This window comes from Mycobacterium sp. P4_H6, from assembly GCF_056400845.1.
In genome coordinates this window covers 72,406-88,185 of sequence record NZ_JBFUKN010000013.1, presented here as the reverse complement: position 1 = coordinate 88,185, position 15,780 = coordinate 72,406, and the positions used below count along the sequence as shown (strand labels likewise).

Below are 15,780 nucleotides of genomic sequence, written 5' to 3'. Positions count from 1 at the left end.
GGTGAAGCAGGTCCTTTTCGCGGTCGCCATCGCGCTCGCGGTGTCGATCATCCTGACGCCGGTGCTGATCCGGCTGTTCACCAAGCAGGGATTCGGCCAGGAGATCCGTGAGGACGGTCCACCCAGCCATCAGAAGAAGCGCGGCACGCCGTCGATGGGCGGGGTGGCGATCATCACCGGCATCTGGGCCGGTTACCTGGGCACCCACCTGGTGGGCCTGGCCTTCGACGGCGAAGGGCCCTCGGCCTCCGGTGTGCTGGTGCTCGGCCTGGCCACCGCGCTGGCCATTGTCGGCTTCATCGACGACTCGATCAAGATCCGCCGGTCCCGCAACCTGGGCCTGAACAAGACGGCCAAGACCGTCGGGCAACTGTCCGCTGCGGTGCTGTTCGGCGTGCTGGTGCTGCAGTTCAGCAATGCCGAGGGGTTGACGCCGGGCAGCGCGCAGCTGTCCTATGTGCGCGAGATCGCCACCGTCACGCTGGCCCCGCTGGTGTTCGTGGTGTTCGTGGTGGTGCTCGTCAGCGCCTGGTCCAACGCGGTGAACCTGACCGACGGGCTCGACGGGCTGGCCGCGGGCGCGATGGCGATGGTCAGCGCCGCCTACGTGCTCATCACCTTCTGGCAGTACCGCAATGCGTGTGCGACCAGCCCGGGACTCGGCTGCTACAACGTGCGTGACCCGCTCGATCTCGCGCTGGTGGCCGCCGCGACGGCGGGCGCCTGCATCGGCTTCCTGTGGTGGAACGCGGCCCCGGCCAAGATCTTCATGGGGGACACCGGGTCGCTGGCGCTGGGCGGCATCATCGCTGGGCTGTCGGTGACCAGTCGCACCGAGATCCTGGCCGTGGTGCTGGGTGCGCTCTTCGTCGCCGAGGTGACCTCGGTGGTGGTGCAGATCCTGGCGTTCCGGACCACCGGGCGTCGGGTGTTCCGGATGGCGCCGTTCCACCACCACTTCGAACTGGTGGGCTGGGCGGAGACCACGGTGATCATCCGGTTCTGGCTGCTCACCGCGATCGCGTGTGGTCTGGGTGTGGCGCTGTTCTACGGCGAATGGCTTTCGATCGTCGGCGCTTAGGCGCCGCGGTGCGGCCGGCGTCGGCGCTTAGCCGCTCAGTCGCGGCGATTTCGCCGAGACACCTGAAACGACTGCTTTTGCCGCCGTCACGGCGGCCGCTTTGCGTTTCCCGGATTAGCTGACCACCGTCAATCGGACCGTTACCGCGACACGCCCCAGATATCCGCGCCCTCCGGCGCGGGACGGGGGAGGATTCTGGGGTGCAGGGGACTACTGGGGCTGGCGTGACGCCTGTGACTCTTGTGAGTGGCGGGTGAACAATTTTCTGACCGCGGCGCGGTCGCGGTTGCGCCGTCCCGGGAAGTCCGACACGAAGGCCACGTCCGACACGGCGACCGCCGCCAAGAAACCCGCCACCGTCGCCGCCGCCGAACAGCCGCGTACCCGGTTCGGTGCCTGGCTGAGCCGGCCGATGACGTCGTTCCACCTGATCATCGCGGTGGCATCCATCCTGGTGACGCTCGGACTGATCATGGTGCTGTCCGCATCGGGGGTCTATTCGTATGACTCCGGCGGCTCACCGTGGACGGTGTTCCTGAAGCAGGTGGTGTGGACCCTGGTCGGCCTGGTGGCCTTCTACATCGCGCTGCGCATGCCGATCAGGATCATGCGCAGGCTGGCGTTGCCCGCGTTCGTGTTCACCATCATCCTGCTGGTCCTGGTGCTCATCCCAGGAATCGGCAAGATCGCCAACGGTTCCCGGGGCTGGTTCGTGTTCGGCGGGTTTTCCATGCAGCCGTCGGAGCTGGCCAAGATGGCCTTCGCCATCTGGGGTGCGCACCTGCTGGCCGCCCGCCGGATGGAGCAGGCGACGCTGCGCCAGATGCTGGTGCCCCTGTTGCCCGCCGCGGGGCTGGCGCTGACCCTGATCTTCATGCAGCCCGACCTCGGGCAGTCGGTGTCACTGAGCATCATCCTGCTCGGCCTGCTCTGGTACGCAGGTCTGCCGCTGAAGTTGTTCGTCAGCACGGTGTCCGGCGCGGTGATCGCCGCCGGCATCCTCGCGGTGTCCGCCGGGTACCGCTCGGCCCGCGTGCAATCCTGGCTCAACCCGATGGCGGACGGCCAGGGCTCGGGATACCAGGCCCGCCAAGCCCGCTACGCGCTGGCCAACGGCGGATTGTTCGGCGACGGCCTGGGACAGGGCACCGCCAAGTACAACTACCTGCCCAACGCCCACAACGACTTCATCTTCGCCATCATCGGCGAGGAACTCGGCTACATCGGTGCCGCCGGCGTGCTGTGCCTGTTCGGCCTGTTCGCCTACACCGGGATGCGGATCGCCCGTCGCTCCGCCGATCCGTTCCTGCGCCTGCTCACCGCCACGGTGACGCTGTGGGTGATCGGTCAGGCCTTCATCAACGTCGGCTACGTGGTGGGCCTGCTGCCGGTCACCGGCCTGCAGCTGCCCCTCATCTCCGCCGGCGGCACCTCCACGGCGACAACGATGCTCATCCTCGGCGTGATCACCAACGCGGCCAGACACGAACCCGAGGCGGTGGCCGCGCTGCGCGCCGGCCGCGATGACCGCGTCACCAGGTTGCTGCGGCTGCCGCCGCCGGTGCCGTATGTGCCCAGCCGCCTCGAAGTGGCCCGCGACCGGCTGCGCACCAAGGAGGCCAAGACCCCTGGCAAGGCCGTCAAGAAGGCGCCGGCAAAGGCCAAGACCAAGCAGCCCCGCAAGGCCCCGGCGGCCGACCCACGCCGCACTGCCCAACCGGGCGAACGGGCGGCACGGCGCGCAGGGCATCATGGAGACGGCCGAAACGGCCGCCAGGGGCGTGGCCAACAGGGACGTGCCCGGTCATTGGAAGGTCAGCGTTACGGGTGAGCACGATATCGGTCGTTCTGGCGGGGGGCGGCACGGCGGGACACGTCGAACCCGCGATGGCCGTGGCCGATGCACTGACCGAGTTGGACCCACAGGTACGGATCAYCGCGCTGGGCACTGCGCGCGGCCTGGAAACCCGCCTGGTCCCTGAGCGCGGCTACGACCTGCAGCTCATCACCCCGGTGCCGCTGCCACGCAAGCCGTCGGCCGATCTATTGCGGCTGCCGCTGCGGGTGCGCACCGCGGTCCGGCAGACCAGAGCGGTGTTCGACTCGGTGGATGTCGACGTCGTCATCGGTTTCGGCGGCTACGTCTCGGTGCCCGCCTACCTCGCCGCCCGGCCCGGCCTGCGCCGGTCCCGGGTGCCCGTGGTGATCCACGAGGCCAACGCCAGCGCCGGCTGGGCCAACCGCCTGGGCGCGCGTTCCGCGCAGCGCGTGCTGGCCGCGACACCGGATCCGGGCCTCGGGGCCGTCGAGGTGGTCGGGGTGCCGGTGCGCGCCAGCATCACCGCACTGGACCGCGCCGCCCTGCGCGCGCAGGCGCGAGCCGCGTTCGGCTTCGCCGAGGACGCCCGCGTGCTGCTGGTGTTCGGGGGATCCCAGGGCGCGCAGTCGATCAACCGTGCGGTCTCCGGCGCGGCGGGCGCACTTGCCGCCAAGGGTATTTCGGTGCTGCACGCACATGGTCCGAAAAACACCCTCGAGCTGCCCGAACCTTCGGGGCCGCCCTATGTCGCGGTGCCCTACCTGGACCGGATGGACCTGGCCTACGCCGCCGCCGATCTGGCCATCTGCCGGTCGGGCGCGATGACGGTGGCCGAGGTCAGCGCCATCGGCCTGCCCGCTGTCTACGTCCCACTGCCCATCGGCAACGGCGAACAACGCCTCAATGCGCTGCCGGTGGTCGACGCCGGCGGCGGTCTGCTGATCGATGACGCCGACCTGTCACCGTCCCTGATCGCCGACACCGTGGCCTCGGTGCTGGCCGATCCCGACCGCCTGCAGCAGATGACGGCGGCCGCCGCGCTGGCCGGGCACCGCGACGCCGCCCGCCGGGTGGCCGAGGTGGCGCTGGAGGTGGCGCGCCAGTACCGCGCGAACCGAAAGTCAGTGCGGTGAAAGGGTTACCGCCGGAGCTTCAGCGCGTGCACATGGTGGGCATCGGCGGTGCCGGGATGTCCGGTATCGCCCGGATCCTGCTCGACCGCGGGGGGCAGGTCTCGGGCTCGGATGCCAAGGAGTCCCGGGGTGTCGCGGCGCTGCGGGCCCGGGGCGCCGTGATCCGGATCGGGCACGACGGTTCGGCGCTGGACATGCTCGACGGCGGTCCGACCGCGGTGGTGACCACGCACGCGGCGATCCCGAAGACCAATCCCGAACTCGTCGAGGCGCGCCGCCGGGGTATCCCGGTGATCCTGCGCCCGGTGGTGCTGGCCAAACTGATGGCCGGTGACACCACGCTGATGGTCACCGGGACGGCCGGCAAGACGACCACGACCTCGATGCTGATCGTGGCGTTGCAGCACAGCGGATTCGACCCGTCGTTCGCCGTCGGCGGGGATCTCGGCGCGGCCGGTACCAACGCGCATCACGGCAGCGGCGCCTATTTCGTCGCCGAGGCCGACGAGAGCGACGGATCGCTGGTGCAGTACCAGCCCGACATCGCCGTGGTGACCAATATCGAGGCCGACCATCTGGACTTCTTCGGCAGCGAGCAGGCATATGTCGACGTGTTCGACGCCTTCATGGAGCGCCTGACGCCCGGCGGCGCCCTGGTTGCCTGTGTGGATGATCCGGGCGCCGCCGCACTCGCCGGACGCACTGCGGCCCTGGGGATCCGGGTGCTGCGTTACGGCAGTACCGGCGATGATCTGGCCGGAGCCCTGCTGGACTGGGAGCAACACGGCACCAGCGCGGTGGCGACGGTGCAGTTGGCGGGGGAGAGCGGCCCGCGGACCATGCGGTTGTCGGTGCCCGGCCGGCACATGGCGCTCAATGCGCTGGGCGCGCTACTGGCCGCGATGCAGGCCGGCGCCGATCCCGACGTCGTGCTCGATGCCCTGGCCGAGTTCGAGGGTGTGCGTCGCCGGTTCGAACTGGTCGGTGTGGCGGCCGAGGTCAAGGTGTTCGACGATTACGCCCATCATCCGACGAAGGTGTCGGCCGCATTGTCCGCGGTGCGCGCGCTGGCCGCCGAATCACAGGGCCGCGCCATCGTCGTCTTCCAACCGCATCTGTATTCGCGCACACAGACTTTCGCGCGCGAGTTCGGCGCCGCGCTGAGTGCGGCCGATGAGGTGTTCGTGTTGGACGTCTTCGCCGCGCGCGAGCAGCCGATCGCCGGGATCAGCGGGCGCAGCATCGCCGAGCATGTCAGCGTGCCGGTGCACTACGTGCCGGATTTCTCGGCGGTCGCCGAGAAGGTAGCGGCCGCTGCCGGACCGGGTGACGTGGTGGTGACGATGGGCGCCGGCGATGTCACCCTGCTGGGCCGCGAGATCCTGGACGCCGTGACTGCGCGTGCCGACCGGGCGGCGCGCTAGATGACCGGCCCGGCCGACGGGCAGGACGAGCCCGAAACCACCTCGGCTGACGGGGTAGCCGCCGACGAGACGGCAGCGCCCGTCGAGGACGCCCCGCCCGCGGCGGACACCGAGTCTCCCGAGCAGGGCGCCGAGCCCGACGAGGACTTCGAGGGGCCGCGCCGCCGCGCCCGGCGGGAACGCGAGGAACGCCGCACCGCGCAGGCACGCGCCATGGCCATCGAGCAGAACCGTCGCGAGGCCAAGCGGCGCGCCTTCGGGCGCACCGAGGAGCAGCCGGCACCGAACAGTCGCGGGGTGATCCGCGGTCTGAAGGTGCTGATGTGGTCGGCATTGCTCGCCGTGCTGATCGTCGGTGCCGGCCTGCTGCTGTACTTCACGCCGATCATGTCGGCGCGCGCGACCGTGGTCACCGGCCTCACCGCCCTCACCGAGGAGGAGATCCGGCAGGCCGCGGCCGTGCCGTCGGGGACACCCCTGCTGCAGGTCGACACCGACGCGGTGGCCGAGCGGGTGGCCTCCATCCGGCGGGTGGCCAGCGCCCGGGTGCAGCGCGAGTACCCCTCGACGCTGCGTATCACCGTCGAGGAGCGGATTCCGTTGGTGGTCAAGGACTATCCCGACGGTCCGCACCTGTTCGACAAGGACGGCGTCGATTTCGTGACCGCCCCGCCGCCGCCCGGCCTGCCCTATATCGACACCGAGGCACCGGGGCCCAACAATCCGGCGACCGAGGCGGCCCTCGAGGTGCTCACCTCACTGCCGCCGGAGGTGGCGGGTCAGGTGAGCCGGGTCGAGGCGCCCTCGGTGGCGGCGATCACACTGATCCTGTTTGACGGCCGGAAAGTGGTGTGGGGCACCACCGATCGCACCCAGGAGAAGGCGCTCAAGTTGGCGGCGCTGCTCACCCAGCCCGGGCAGGTCTACGACGTCTCCAGCCCGGATCTGCCGACCGTCAAGTAGGACACGCCGCGCGCGGCAAGAGGACACGGCGCGCAGAGCCAGAGAAATTGTCGCGTCGTGTCGGCGCGCCTGCAGTGTTCCTGCGCCGGGTCGCCCTACCGTTCTGTTTGCGCGGAACTACTTGACATAACTCTAAGCCTATGGTTGAGGTTGAGGGTTTCGCACACCGACATCGATACTTCAGGGCAGGAAAGGGCGACCCGCGATGACCCCCCCGCATAACTACCTCGCCGTTATCAAGGTGGTCGGCATCGGCGGCGGCGGCGTCAACGCCGTCAACCGGATGATCGAACAAGGCCTGAAGGGAGTGGAGTTCATTGCCATCAACACCGACGCTCAGGCGTTGTTGATGAGCGATGCCGACGTCAAGCTCGACGTCGGTCGCGACTCCACCCGTGGCCTTGGCGCCGGCGCCGACCCCGAGGTCGGCCGCAAGGCCGCCGAAGACGCCAAGGACGATATCGAGGAACTGATCCGCGGCGCGGACATGGTCTTCGTGACCGCAGGAGAGGGCGGCGGCACCGGCACCGGTGGCGCACCCGTGGTCGCCAGCATTGCGCGCAAGATGGGTGCGTTGACCGTCGGCGTCGTGACGCGGCCGTTCTCCTTCGAGGGCAAGCGCCGGTCCAACCAGGCCGAGACCGGGATCACCGCGCTGCGCGAAAGCTGCGACACCCTGATCGTCATCCCCAATGACCGGCTGCTGCAGATGGGCGACGCCGCCGTCTCGCTGATGGACGCGTTCCGCAGCGCCGACGAGGTGCTGCTCAACGGCGTCCAGGGCATCACCGACCTGATCACCACCCCCGGTCTGATCAACGTCGACTTCGCCGACGTCAAGGGTGTGATGAGTGGCGCGGGCACTGCCTTGATGGGTATCGGCTCGGCCCGCGGAGACGGACGCGCGCTCAAGGCCGCCGAGATCGCCATCAACTCCCCGCTGCTGGAAGCCTCGATGGAGGGCGCGCAGGGCGTGCTGCTGTCGGTGGCCGGTGGCAGCGACCTCGGACTGTTCGAGATCAACGAGGCCGCCTCGCTGGTGCAGGAAGCCGCCCACGCCGAGGCCAACATCATCTTCGGCACCGTGATCGACGACTCCCTGGGCGACGAGGTCCGGGTCACCGTCATCGCCGCCGGATTCGACACCACGGGCCCCAGCCGCAAACCCGTTGTCGGTGAAGGCGCCGCCGGCGTGACTCCCGGTACGGCCGGCAAGGTGCGCTCCAGCGTGTTCGAGCCCGCCGACGCCATGTCGGTCCCGGTGCACACCAACGGCGCGACGGTGAAGATCGGCGGTCCGGACGACGGTGGCATCTCCGACGACGACGTCGACGTGCCGCCGTTCATGCGCCACTGATCCGTCGTGCCCGTTCGGGTTCGGCGCGTGACCACCACCCGCGCGGGCGGAGTATCGGCACGTCCGTTCGACACATTCAATCTCGGCGACCACGTCGGCGATGACCCGGCCGCGGTGGCGGCCAACCGGAAACGGTTGGCGACCGCGATCGGTCTGGCCGAGGACGCCGTGGTCTGGATGAATCAGGTGCATTCGGCCAATGTCGTGGTGGTCGACGGCCCGCAAGACGCCGTCGTCGACCAGACCGATGCGCTGGTGAGCACCACCCGCGGGCTGGCGCTGGCCGTGGTGACCGCGGACTGTGTCCCGGTGCTGCTGGCCGATGCGCGAGCCGGGGTCATCGGCGCCGCGCACGCGGGCCGGGTGGGGGCCCAGATCGGGATCGTGCCCCGCACCGTGGAGGAAATGGTGAAGGCGGGCGCTTCCGTCGCCGATATCTCGGTGCTGTTGGGTCCCGCGGTGAGCGGGCGTAACTATGAGGTGCCCGCGGAGATGGCCGCCGAGGTGGATGCCGTACTGCCGGGCAGTCGCTGCCGCACCGCCAAGGGCACCCCCGGCCTGGACATCCGCGCCGGGCTCGCCCGGCAACTCACGAAGCTGGGCGTCACCTCCATCGATATCGATCGCCGCTGCACCGTCGAGGACGCCGCACTGTTCAGTCATCGACGCGATGCTCCGACCGGGCGCATGGCGTCCTTGGTGTGGATGGAATGAGCACTCACCGCGATGTCGAACTGGCCGGGTCGCTGGCCGCGGTGCGGACCCGGCTGGCCCATGCCGCCGAGGCCGCCGGCCGACCGGTGCGCGATATCGACCTGCTCCCGATCACGAAGTTCTTCCCCGCCTCCGATGTCGTCATCCTGCGGCGATTGGGCTGTACCGAGTTCGGCGAGTCGCGGGAGCAGGAAGCCGCCCGCAAGGTCGCCGATCTGCGCTCCGCGTTTCCCTCCGACGAGATCCGCTGGCACATGGTCGGCCACATCCAGCGCAACAAGGCGCGCGCGATTGCCCGCTGGGCCTATGCCGCACATTCGGTGGACAGTGCCCGGCTGATCGCCGCGCTCGGCGGAGGCGCCGAGCAGGAGCTGGACGGCGGAGGGCGCACCCGGCCGCTACGGGTCTATCTGCAGATCAGTCTCGACGGCGATCCCGATCGTGGCGGGGTGGATGTGAACAAGCCGGACCTGATCGACGAGCTATGTGCCGCAACACATGCCATCGACGCACTGGAGTTCGCGGGGTTGATGGGTATCCCACCGCTGAACTGGGAAGCCGAGGACGCGTTCGCGCGGCTGCAGGCCGAACGCGACCGGGTACAGCGGTCTTTCACCCATCCGCTGGGGCTTTCGGCGGGGATGTCGGGGGATATGGAGACGGCCGTGCGATACGGATCCACGTGTGTGCGTGTCGGAACCGCGTTGATGGGGCAACGTCCTCTAACGTCACCCTGAGTAGTCACTCCAGTCACATCTTCATCACAGACAACACAGACACAAGTCGTTAAAGGGGCAGGCGATGAGCACTCTGCACAAGGTCAAGGCCTACTTCGGTATGGCGCCGATGGACGATTACGACGATGAGTACTACGACGACGAGCGTGGGCCGCGTGCGTACCCGCGGCGCGGCGCCGAAGAGCGTTTCGAGGACGAGGGTTACGGCCGCGAGCCCCGGGCGTTCGACGACCGGGTTCCGGCCCGCGAGTACGAGGACGTCCCCGGCGCGTACCGCGGCGGCTACGGCGATGCCCCGCGCTTCGAGGGCCGGCTGCGCGCACCGCGTGAGTTCGACCGCCCGGCACCGCGTTTCGCAGGCGCGCCGACCCGTGGCGCGCTTGCCATGGAACCGCGCCGGATGGCCGAACTGTTCGAGGCCGGTAGCCCGCTCGCCAAGATCACCACGCTGCGTCCCAAGGATTACAGCGAGGCACGCACCATCGGTGAGCGTTTCCGCGACGGCACCCCGGTGATCATGGACCTGGTGTCAATGGACAACGCCGACGCCAAGCGGCTGGTCGACTTCGCCGCCGGCCTGGCGTTCGCGCTGCGCGGCTCCTTCGACAAGGTCGCCACCAAGGTCTTCCTGCTCTCGCCTGCCGATATCGACGTCAGCGCCGACGAGCGCCGCCGAATCGCCGAAGCGGGCTTCTACTCCTACCAGTAGAGGCCATCAGCAGTGGCGACGCTGCGTCTCTCGGGTCGTCTCAGCCCGCCAGGTAGGCTGACGTCCTGGGATCGCATGCTCGTCCCATCTGCTCAATGTCCCTAGTACCTGCCCGTCTGTGTATGCAGTAGTGAGGTCGGCTTCAGTTGTCGATGGTCTTTCAAATCCTGGGTTTTGTGCTGTTCGTCTTCTGGCTGCTGCTGATCGCCCGGGTCGTTGTCGAATTCATCCGGTCGTTCAGTCGTGACTGGCAGCCGAAGGGTGCCACCGTGGTGGTGCTCGAGCTCATCCTCAGCGTCACCGATCCGCCGGTGAAGCTGCTGCGCCGGATCATCCCGCAGCTCACCATCGGCGCGGTGCGATTCGATCTGTCGATCATGGTGTTGTTGCTGGTCGCGTTCATCGGGATGCAGCTGGCATTCGGTGCCGCTGCCAGCGCCACGATCTGACCGCGATCGTCCCCGCAAGTCACCCCGAACATTGAAATTCGCTCTTAATTATGAGCCTCCGGTGCAACCGTAGAGTCTGCTGTGACAGGATGGACGCCAGTTACTTCTACTGACGCTCTACACTTCGAAACCGGTTGACGGTCCAGACTTCAAGGGGGCAGACAATGCCGCTCACTCCAGCCGACGTTCACAACGTCGCATTCAGTAAGCCGCCGATCGGCAAGCGCGGCTACAACGAGGACGAGGTAGACGCCTTCCTCGACCTGGTCGAGAACGAGCTGACCAGGCTCATCGAGGAGAATGCCGACCTGCGTCAGCGGGTGTCCGAGCTCGACTCGGAGCTGGCCGGTGCACGTTCCGGCGGCGGCATCCAGGCGACTCAGACGATCCCGCCCTATCAGGCCCCGCAGCCCGAGCCGGAGCCCGAGCCGGTCCAGCCGGTGTACGAGGCCCCCGCGCCCGTCGCACCGGTGGCGCAGCAGGCCCCGGTCTCCGAAGATTCGCATCTGCGGGCGGCCAAGGTGCTCAGCCTGGCCCAGGACACCGCGGACCGCCTGACCGGCACGGCCAAGGCCGAGTCGGACAAGCTGCTCGCCGATGCCCGCGCCCAGGCCGACGCCCTGGTCAGCGAGGCGCGCAGCACCGCCGAGACGACTGTGGCGGACGCTCGCGCCAAGGCCGACGCCCTGCTGTCCGATGCCCAGACCCGCTCCGAGACGCAGTTGCGTCAGGCGCAGGAGAAGGCCGACGCCCTGCAGGCCGACGCCGAGCGCAAGCACTCCGAGATCATGGGCACCATCAACCAGCAGCGCACCGTGCTGGAAGGTCGCCTCGAGCAGCTGCGCACCTTCGAGCGCGAGTACCGCACCCGACTCAAGACCTACCTGGAATCTCAGCTCGAAGAGCTGGGCCAGCGTGGTTCGGCGGCACCGGTCGACTCCGCTGCCGGTAACGAGGGTGGCGGCTTCAACCAGTTCAACCGGGGTAACAACTGACCGGCTCAGCACCGGTTAAGTTCGTCCCATGCTGATCATCGCGCTCGTTCTTGCTGTCATCGGTCTGGTCGCCCTGGTGGCCGCCGTCGTCACCAGCAATGAGCTGATCGCCTGGGTCTGCATCGGGGCCAGCGTCATCGGCGTGTTGTTGCTCATCGCCGATGCGCTGCGTTCCCGGCGCGACGGCGACCCCGACGTCGATGCCGCCGATGCGGACGAGGACGAGCAAGGTGTCCAGGACTATCCCGAGGAGCCGGAAGTGACAGAGCCCGATCGCCACGACTCCGAGGCCGTGGACGCCGATACCGAGGTCGCCGGGGTCACCGACGCCGACGACAACGACAACGAGTCCGGCGGCGCCGTCGAGATCTCGCCCGACCCCGAGGACACCCCGAAGAGCTAGCGGTGTCCGGCCAGTAGCGCGCGTACCTCGTCGTCGCTGGTCTGGGTGAAATCGTCGTAGGCCTGCCCCACCGCGCGGAAGTCCGGCGGGGCATCGACACAGATCAACTCGTCGACCTCGTCATCGATCAGGTGGCATGCCGTGCGGGATGCCACCGGCACCGCCACCACCACGGCGGCGGCCCCCGCCGCGCGAACGGCCCGGACCGCGGCGAGCATGCTCGCGCCGGTGGCGATGCCGTCGTCGACCAGAATCACGGTGCGTCCGGCCAGATCCGGTGCCTGCTGGACACCGTAGGCCGCCTCGCGGCGGCGCAACTCCACCCGCTCGGCTTCGATGACCTCCTGCAGCTGGTCCTCGGTGATCGCCTGACTGCGGATCAGATCCGCGTTGCGCACCACCGCGCCGCCGGTGGCCAATGCCCCCATCGCCAGCTCGGGCCAGTGCGGCAAGCCGAGCTTGCGGACCAAAAAGGCATCGAAGGGAAGGCCGAGCGCGGCCGCGACCTCGAAACCGACCGGGACGCCGCCCCGGGCCAGACCGAGCACCACGGTCGCCGTCGCGCCGCGGTGATGCGCGAGCGCGGTGGCCAGCGAGCGCCCCGCTGCGCGTCGATTCGGAAACCGGATGCCCGTTTCGTTCACAGGATCTGGGGTACCCCCCGGCCCGCAGGGTCCAACCAGGAACGGAAGTCCATGGGTATCGAGTACGACAGCATCGTCGACCATCCGATTGACGAGGTCTTCGCCTGGCACACCCGGCCCGGGGCGATGCGGCGGCTGGTACCGCCGTGGCAGCCGATGACGGTGATCGCCGAGACCGACTCGCTGGCCGACGGACAGGCCATACTCGGGCTGCCCGGCGGACTGCGCTGGGTGGCCCAGCACGAACCCGCGGAGTTCGACCCGCCGCACCGGTTCGTCGACACGCTCGCCACCGACGGCCCGGCCTCCTGGCCGGCCCGGGTGATCGGCACCTGGCGGCACACCCACGAGTACGCCGAGGCGGGCGCCGGCACCCGGGTATACGACCGGATCGACGCGGTGGTGCCCGCGGCGGCGTTGCGCCCGATGTTCGTTTACCGGCACACCCAGCTGGCCGAGGACCTCGCCGCGCACCGTGCGGCCGGTCTGGCGCCGATGGTGATCGCCGTGACCGGCGCCAGCGGTCTGGTCGGTGATGCGCTGACCGCGTTCCTGAGCACCGGTGCTCACCGGGTCATCCGGCTGGTGCGTGGCACACCGGCGGGATCGGATGAGCGCCACTGGGATCCGGACAACCCGGCTCCGGACCTGTTGGCCGGCGTGGACGCCGTCGTGCACCTGGCCGGGGCCTCGATCGCGGGGCGGTTCACCGACTCGCACCGGGCGGCCATCCGGGACAGCCGGATCGGGCCCACCCGCAAGCTCGCCGAGGCCGCTGCGAGTGTCGTCGACGGCCCGAAGATCTTCGTCAGTGCCTCGGCCGTCGGCTATTACGGATACGCGTGCGGCGACTCGCTGCTCACCGAGGACGCCACCCGGGGCGACGGGTTCCTCGCCGAGGTGGTGGCCGACTGGGAGGCCGCGACCGAGCCCGCCGCGGCCGCCGGTCTGCGCGTCGTCAACGTGCGCACCGGTGTAGTGCAATCGGCGCGCGGCGGCACCCTGCGACTGATGCGCCCGCTGTTCGCCGCCGGTCTGGGTGGCCGGTTGGGCAGCGGCACCCAGTGGCTGTCCTGGATCGGCATCGACGATCTGCTCGACGTCTACCATCGCGCGCTGTATGACGACCGGCTGACCGGGCCGGTGAACGCCGTGGCGCCAGAACCGGTGCGCAACAACGACTACACCGCCGCGCTGGGCAGGGTGCTGCACCGGCCGACGCTGCTTCCGGTGCCCTCTTTCGGTCCGAAGCTACTGCTGGGCGCGCAGGGCGCCCAGGAACTCGCCGAAGCCGATCAGCGGGTGATACCGGCCAAGCTCAACGGGCTGGGGCACACCTTCCGCCGCCCCGTCATCGACGCGGCGTTGGCTCACGAACTGGGGCACGGCTGACGGGCCGTATAGGTCAGGAACCCTCGGACCAGGCGTCTGATCCGCCGCGCCGCGTCGTCGTGTAATTCGGCTGTGCGGGCGCGTAATTCGTCGTGGGTGCGGCCGGCCAGCGTGGCCTCCCCGGCCTCGCGGTCATCATCGAGCCAGAGTTCGAGCAGGGCCGGATCCAGTTCGGGGTGGAACTGCAACCCCACCGACCGGCCGAGTGTGAAGGCCTGGGATGCGCCCGGGGTCCGCCCGATCTCGGTGGCACCCGGAGGTAGCGTCCAGCGGTCGAAATGCCATTCGAACCACGGGCCTGCCGGGATCACCTCATGCTGATCGGATTCCAGTTCGTACCAGCCGATCTCGGGGGTCTCCGAGCGGAAGACACTGCCGCCGAAGGCCTGCGCCAGCAGCTGCCCGCCGAAGCAGACGCCGAGGGTGGGGATGCCCGCGACCGCGGCCTCGCGGACCAGTTCGGTCTCCGCGCCGACCCAAGTGGACTTCAGCGCCTCGTCGTACACCGGCCAGCGTGCTCCCAGCGGAACGATGACGTCGAAGGCGGTGGGGTCGGGAAAGCTGACGGCCACCGCCGGGTCGGCGGTCCGCGACAACGGCACGACTTCGAAGGTCTGCACGTCGTAGCCGGCGTCGGTGAATGCCTCGCCGAGCATCGCCTCGGTCGCGATGGGGTCGTTGTAGAGGAACAGAACTGTCGGTGCCACCCGACAAATCTACTTCGGAGTACCCGGTGGTGTCGGGGGAGCGTCGTCGGGAGCGAGCTCGGCGCCCACCGTGCGGAACAGCGTCTCGGCCTCGTTGGGGTAGCCGCCGGTGTCGTCGAACGCGTCGGGCAGATAGGTGAGCGCGATGGCGATCGCGATCTTCTTCGAAGGCAGGTACGCGGCGACGCCGGCCTGCCCGGCGAACAACGGGTTCTGCAGCAGCCAGCCACCGGAGATGACGATGCCGAGCCCGTAGGTGTAGCCCTCGGTCTGCGGCGCGCAGGTGGGGCAGCCCGGCAGGGTTGTGGTCTTTCCGCGCAGGTCCGGTGCGGTCATCGTCTGATAGGACTCGCGGGTCAGCAGCCTGCCCGAGCCGATGGCGGCGGCGCCGGCTTCCATGTCGTAGATGTTCGTGGTCTGCACGGCTCCGTGTGTGATCGTCCAGGACGGGTTCCAGAAGGTGGATTCCTCGTAAAACGCTGTGCCGCTGGCAATGCCGAGCGTCTCCCGGCGCTCGGAGGTGAAGGCGTGCAGCGCGGGCGCGGGAATCTCGGCGGTGAACGAGTTGGCGGTGTTCGTCAGTCCGAGCGGGCCGAGCACCTCATCGTCGAGCAGGTCCGCCATAGCGCGCCCGGTCGCCTTCTCCAGTGCCAGCCCGAGCAGCACGTAGTTGGTGTGGGCGTAATTCCAGTTGGTGCCGGGCGGGTAGTGCAGCGGCTTGGCGGTCGCGAACCGCAGCAGATCCTCGGGTTCCCATCGTCGGAAGGGATTGTCGTAGAAGGCTTTCTGAAATTCCTCGTTACCGATCACGTAGTCGGCGTACCCGGAGGTCATCTGGGCGAGCTGGCCCAGGGTCGCCTGGTCGGCGTGCGGGGTGTCGGGCAGCCAGGTCGACAGCGTGTCATCGAGGCTCACCGTGCCCTGCTCGACCAGCTTCAGCAGCAACGTGGCCACATAGGAGATCGCCACCGCGCCGTTGCGGAAGTGCATGGTGGGGGTGGCGGGCACGCCCGTCATGGACTCACCGAAGGCGCGGGTCAGGACCTCCTGTCCGTCCTCGGTGACCCGGATGATGACGGCCTTGAGGTGGCCCCGGGCCATCACCGTCTCCACGATGCGGGTCACCGCGTCGGCCACGGCGGGATCGTTGCGCGCCGGGCCGGGTGATTCGCCCGCCCCTGCCGAGCACCCGGTCAACACGACAAGGGTGAGCAGTGCCCCGAGGGCACGCCGGGTAGCCGTCATCCGCGGAT

At 69.0% G+C, this 15,780-nt stretch carries 16 protein-coding genes; 13 read left to right on the top strand and 3 right to left on the bottom strand.

Translation table 11 applies throughout. The features are described from left to right. The first annotated feature begins 1 nt into the window (after position 1). From mraY to AC1DTF_RS07875, 12 genes are all read left to right on the top strand, one after another. Complete coding sequence (mraY, locus tag AC1DTF_RS07930) at positions 2–1,081, top strand: phospho-N-acetylmuramoyl-pentapeptide-transferase (protein ID WP_477473667.1); 1,080 nt, start codon at positions 2–4, stop codon at positions 1,079–1,081. Positions 1,082–1,334: 253 nt separating this feature from the next. Beyond that, the gene (ftsW, locus tag AC1DTF_RS07925) at positions 1,335–2,912 is read left to right on the top strand and encodes a putative lipid II flippase FtsW (protein WP_477473666.1); all 1,578 of its coding nucleotides are present in this window, start codon (positions 1,335–1,337) and stop codon (positions 2,910–2,912) included. Between the two features lie 56 nt (positions 2,913–2,968). Continuing rightward, complete coding sequence (murG, locus tag AC1DTF_RS07920) at positions 2,969–4,033, top strand: undecaprenyldiphospho-muramoylpentapeptide beta-N-acetylglucosaminyltransferase (RefSeq protein WP_477473677.1); 1,065 nt, start codon at positions 2,969–2,971, stop codon at positions 4,031–4,033. 32 nt (positions 4,034–4,065) lie between these two features. Continuing rightward, a complete protein-coding gene (gene murC, locus AC1DTF_RS07915) occupies positions 4,066–5,457 on the top strand; it encodes a UDP-N-acetylmuramate--L-alanine ligase (RefSeq protein WP_477473676.1) in 1,392 nt (463 codons plus the stop codon). Beyond that, entirely contained in the window at positions 5,458–6,420 is a 963-nt protein-coding gene (locus AC1DTF_RS07910) for a cell division protein FtsQ/DivIB (RefSeq protein WP_477473665.1), read from the top strand. Positions 6,421–6,625: 205 nt separating this feature from the next. Next, a complete protein-coding gene (ftsZ, locus tag AC1DTF_RS07905; protein ID WP_057166630.1) occupies positions 6,626–7,777 on the top strand; it encodes a cell division protein FtsZ in 1,152 nt (383 codons plus the stop codon). A gap of 6 nt (positions 7,778–7,783) precedes the next feature. Beyond that, positions 7,784–8,491: a peptidoglycan editing factor PgeF gene (gene pgeF / locus AC1DTF_RS07900; RefSeq protein WP_477473664.1), complete on the top strand. Its 708-nt coding sequence runs from the start codon at positions 7,784–7,786 to the stop codon at positions 8,489–8,491. Beyond that, the gene (locus tag AC1DTF_RS07895) at positions 8,488–9,228 is read left to right on the top strand and encodes a YggS family pyridoxal phosphate-dependent enzyme (protein WP_057166628.1); all 741 of its coding nucleotides are present in this window, start codon (positions 8,488–8,490) and stop codon (positions 9,226–9,228) included. Before pgeF ends, AC1DTF_RS07895 begins: the two co-directional genes overlap by 4 nt. Positions 9,229–9,292: 64 nt before the next feature. Beyond that, on the top strand, positions 9,293–9,937 hold the full coding sequence (locus AC1DTF_RS07890; protein ID WP_057166627.1) for a cell division protein SepF: 645 nt from the start codon (positions 9,293–9,295) through the stop codon (positions 9,935–9,937). Between the two features lie 146 nt (positions 9,938–10,083). Next, positions 10,084–10,386 carry a YggT family protein gene (locus AC1DTF_RS07885; protein ID WP_057166626.1) on the top strand — a complete coding sequence of 101 codons (303 nt, stop codon included), beginning with the start codon at positions 10,084–10,086 and terminating at the stop codon, positions 10,384–10,386. Between the two features lie 164 nt (positions 10,387–10,550). Further along, positions 10,551–11,381: a DivIVA-like cell division protein Wag31 gene (gene wag31 / locus AC1DTF_RS07880; protein ID WP_057166625.1), complete on the top strand. Its 831-nt coding sequence runs from the start codon at positions 10,551–10,553 to the stop codon at positions 11,379–11,381. A gap of 28 nt (positions 11,382–11,409) precedes the next feature. Next, complete coding sequence (locus AC1DTF_RS07875) at positions 11,410–11,784, top strand: hypothetical protein (RefSeq protein WP_057166624.1); 375 nt, start codon at positions 11,410–11,412, stop codon at positions 11,782–11,784. On the opposite strand, the gene AC1DTF_RS07870 is transcribed toward AC1DTF_RS07875, so the two are convergent. Further along, complete coding sequence (locus tag AC1DTF_RS07870; protein ID WP_235570945.1) at positions 11,781–12,428, bottom strand: phosphoribosyltransferase; 648 nt, start codon at positions 12,426–12,428, stop codon at positions 11,781–11,783. The two genes, AC1DTF_RS07875 and AC1DTF_RS07870, sit on opposite strands and share 4 nt — an antisense overlap. 51 nt (positions 12,429–12,479) lie before the next feature. On the opposite strand from AC1DTF_RS07870, the gene AC1DTF_RS07865 reads away from it, so the two are divergent. Continuing rightward, positions 12,480–13,820, top strand: a complete 1,341-nt coding sequence (locus AC1DTF_RS07865; protein ID WP_057166623.1) for a TIGR01777 family oxidoreductase — start codon at positions 12,480–12,482, stop codon at positions 13,818–13,820. On the opposite strand, the gene AC1DTF_RS07860 is transcribed toward AC1DTF_RS07865, so the two are convergent. Together AC1DTF_RS07860 and AC1DTF_RS07855 are read right to left on the bottom strand one after the other, a co-directional pair. Continuing rightward, on the bottom strand, positions 13,799–14,527 hold the full coding sequence (locus tag AC1DTF_RS07860) for a type 1 glutamine amidotransferase (RefSeq protein WP_156409112.1): 729 nt from the start codon (positions 14,525–14,527) through the stop codon (positions 13,799–13,801). The genes AC1DTF_RS07865 and AC1DTF_RS07860 overlap by 22 nt on opposite strands. A 9-nt stretch (positions 14,528–14,536) precedes the next feature. Beyond that, the gene (locus AC1DTF_RS07855) at positions 14,537–15,772 is read right to left on the bottom strand and encodes a serine hydrolase domain-containing protein (protein WP_477473663.1); all 1,236 of its coding nucleotides are present in this window, start codon (positions 15,770–15,772) and stop codon (positions 14,537–14,539) included. Positions 15,773–15,780 lie beyond the last annotated feature (8 nt).

Bases quoted from the DNA above. Each gene is read 5' to 3' on its own strand.
- AC1DTF_RS07865 (WP_057166623.1), top strand. From the start codon at position 12,480: ATGGGTATCGAGTACGACAGCATCGTCGACCATCCGATTGACGAGGTC.
- AC1DTF_RS07910 (WP_477473665.1), top strand. From the start codon at position 5,458: ATGACCGGCCCGGCCGACGGGCAGGACGAGCCCGAAACCACCTCGGCT.
- ftsZ (WP_057166630.1), top strand. From the start codon at position 6,626: ATGACCCCCCCGCATAACTACCTCGCCGTTATCAAGGTGGTCGGCATC.
- AC1DTF_RS07895 (WP_057166628.1), top strand. From the start codon at position 8,488: ATGAGCACTCACCGCGATGTCGAACTGGCCGGGTCGCTGGCCGCGGTG.
- AC1DTF_RS07855 (WP_477473663.1), bottom strand. From the start codon at position 15,772: ATGACGGCTACCCGGCGTGCCCTCGGGGCACTGCTCACCCTTGTCGTG.
- murC (WP_477473676.1), top strand. From the start codon at position 4,066: ATGGTGGGCATCGGCGGTGCCGGGATGTCCGGTATCGCCCGGATCCTG.
- wag31 (WP_057166625.1), top strand. From the start codon at position 10,551: ATGCCGCTCACTCCAGCCGACGTTCACAACGTCGCATTCAGTAAGCCG.
- AC1DTF_RS07875 (WP_057166624.1), top strand. From the start codon at position 11,410: ATGCTGATCATCGCGCTCGTTCTTGCTGTCATCGGTCTGGTCGCCCTG.
- AC1DTF_RS07890 (WP_057166627.1), top strand. From the start codon at position 9,293: ATGAGCACTCTGCACAAGGTCAAGGCCTACTTCGGTATGGCGCCGATG.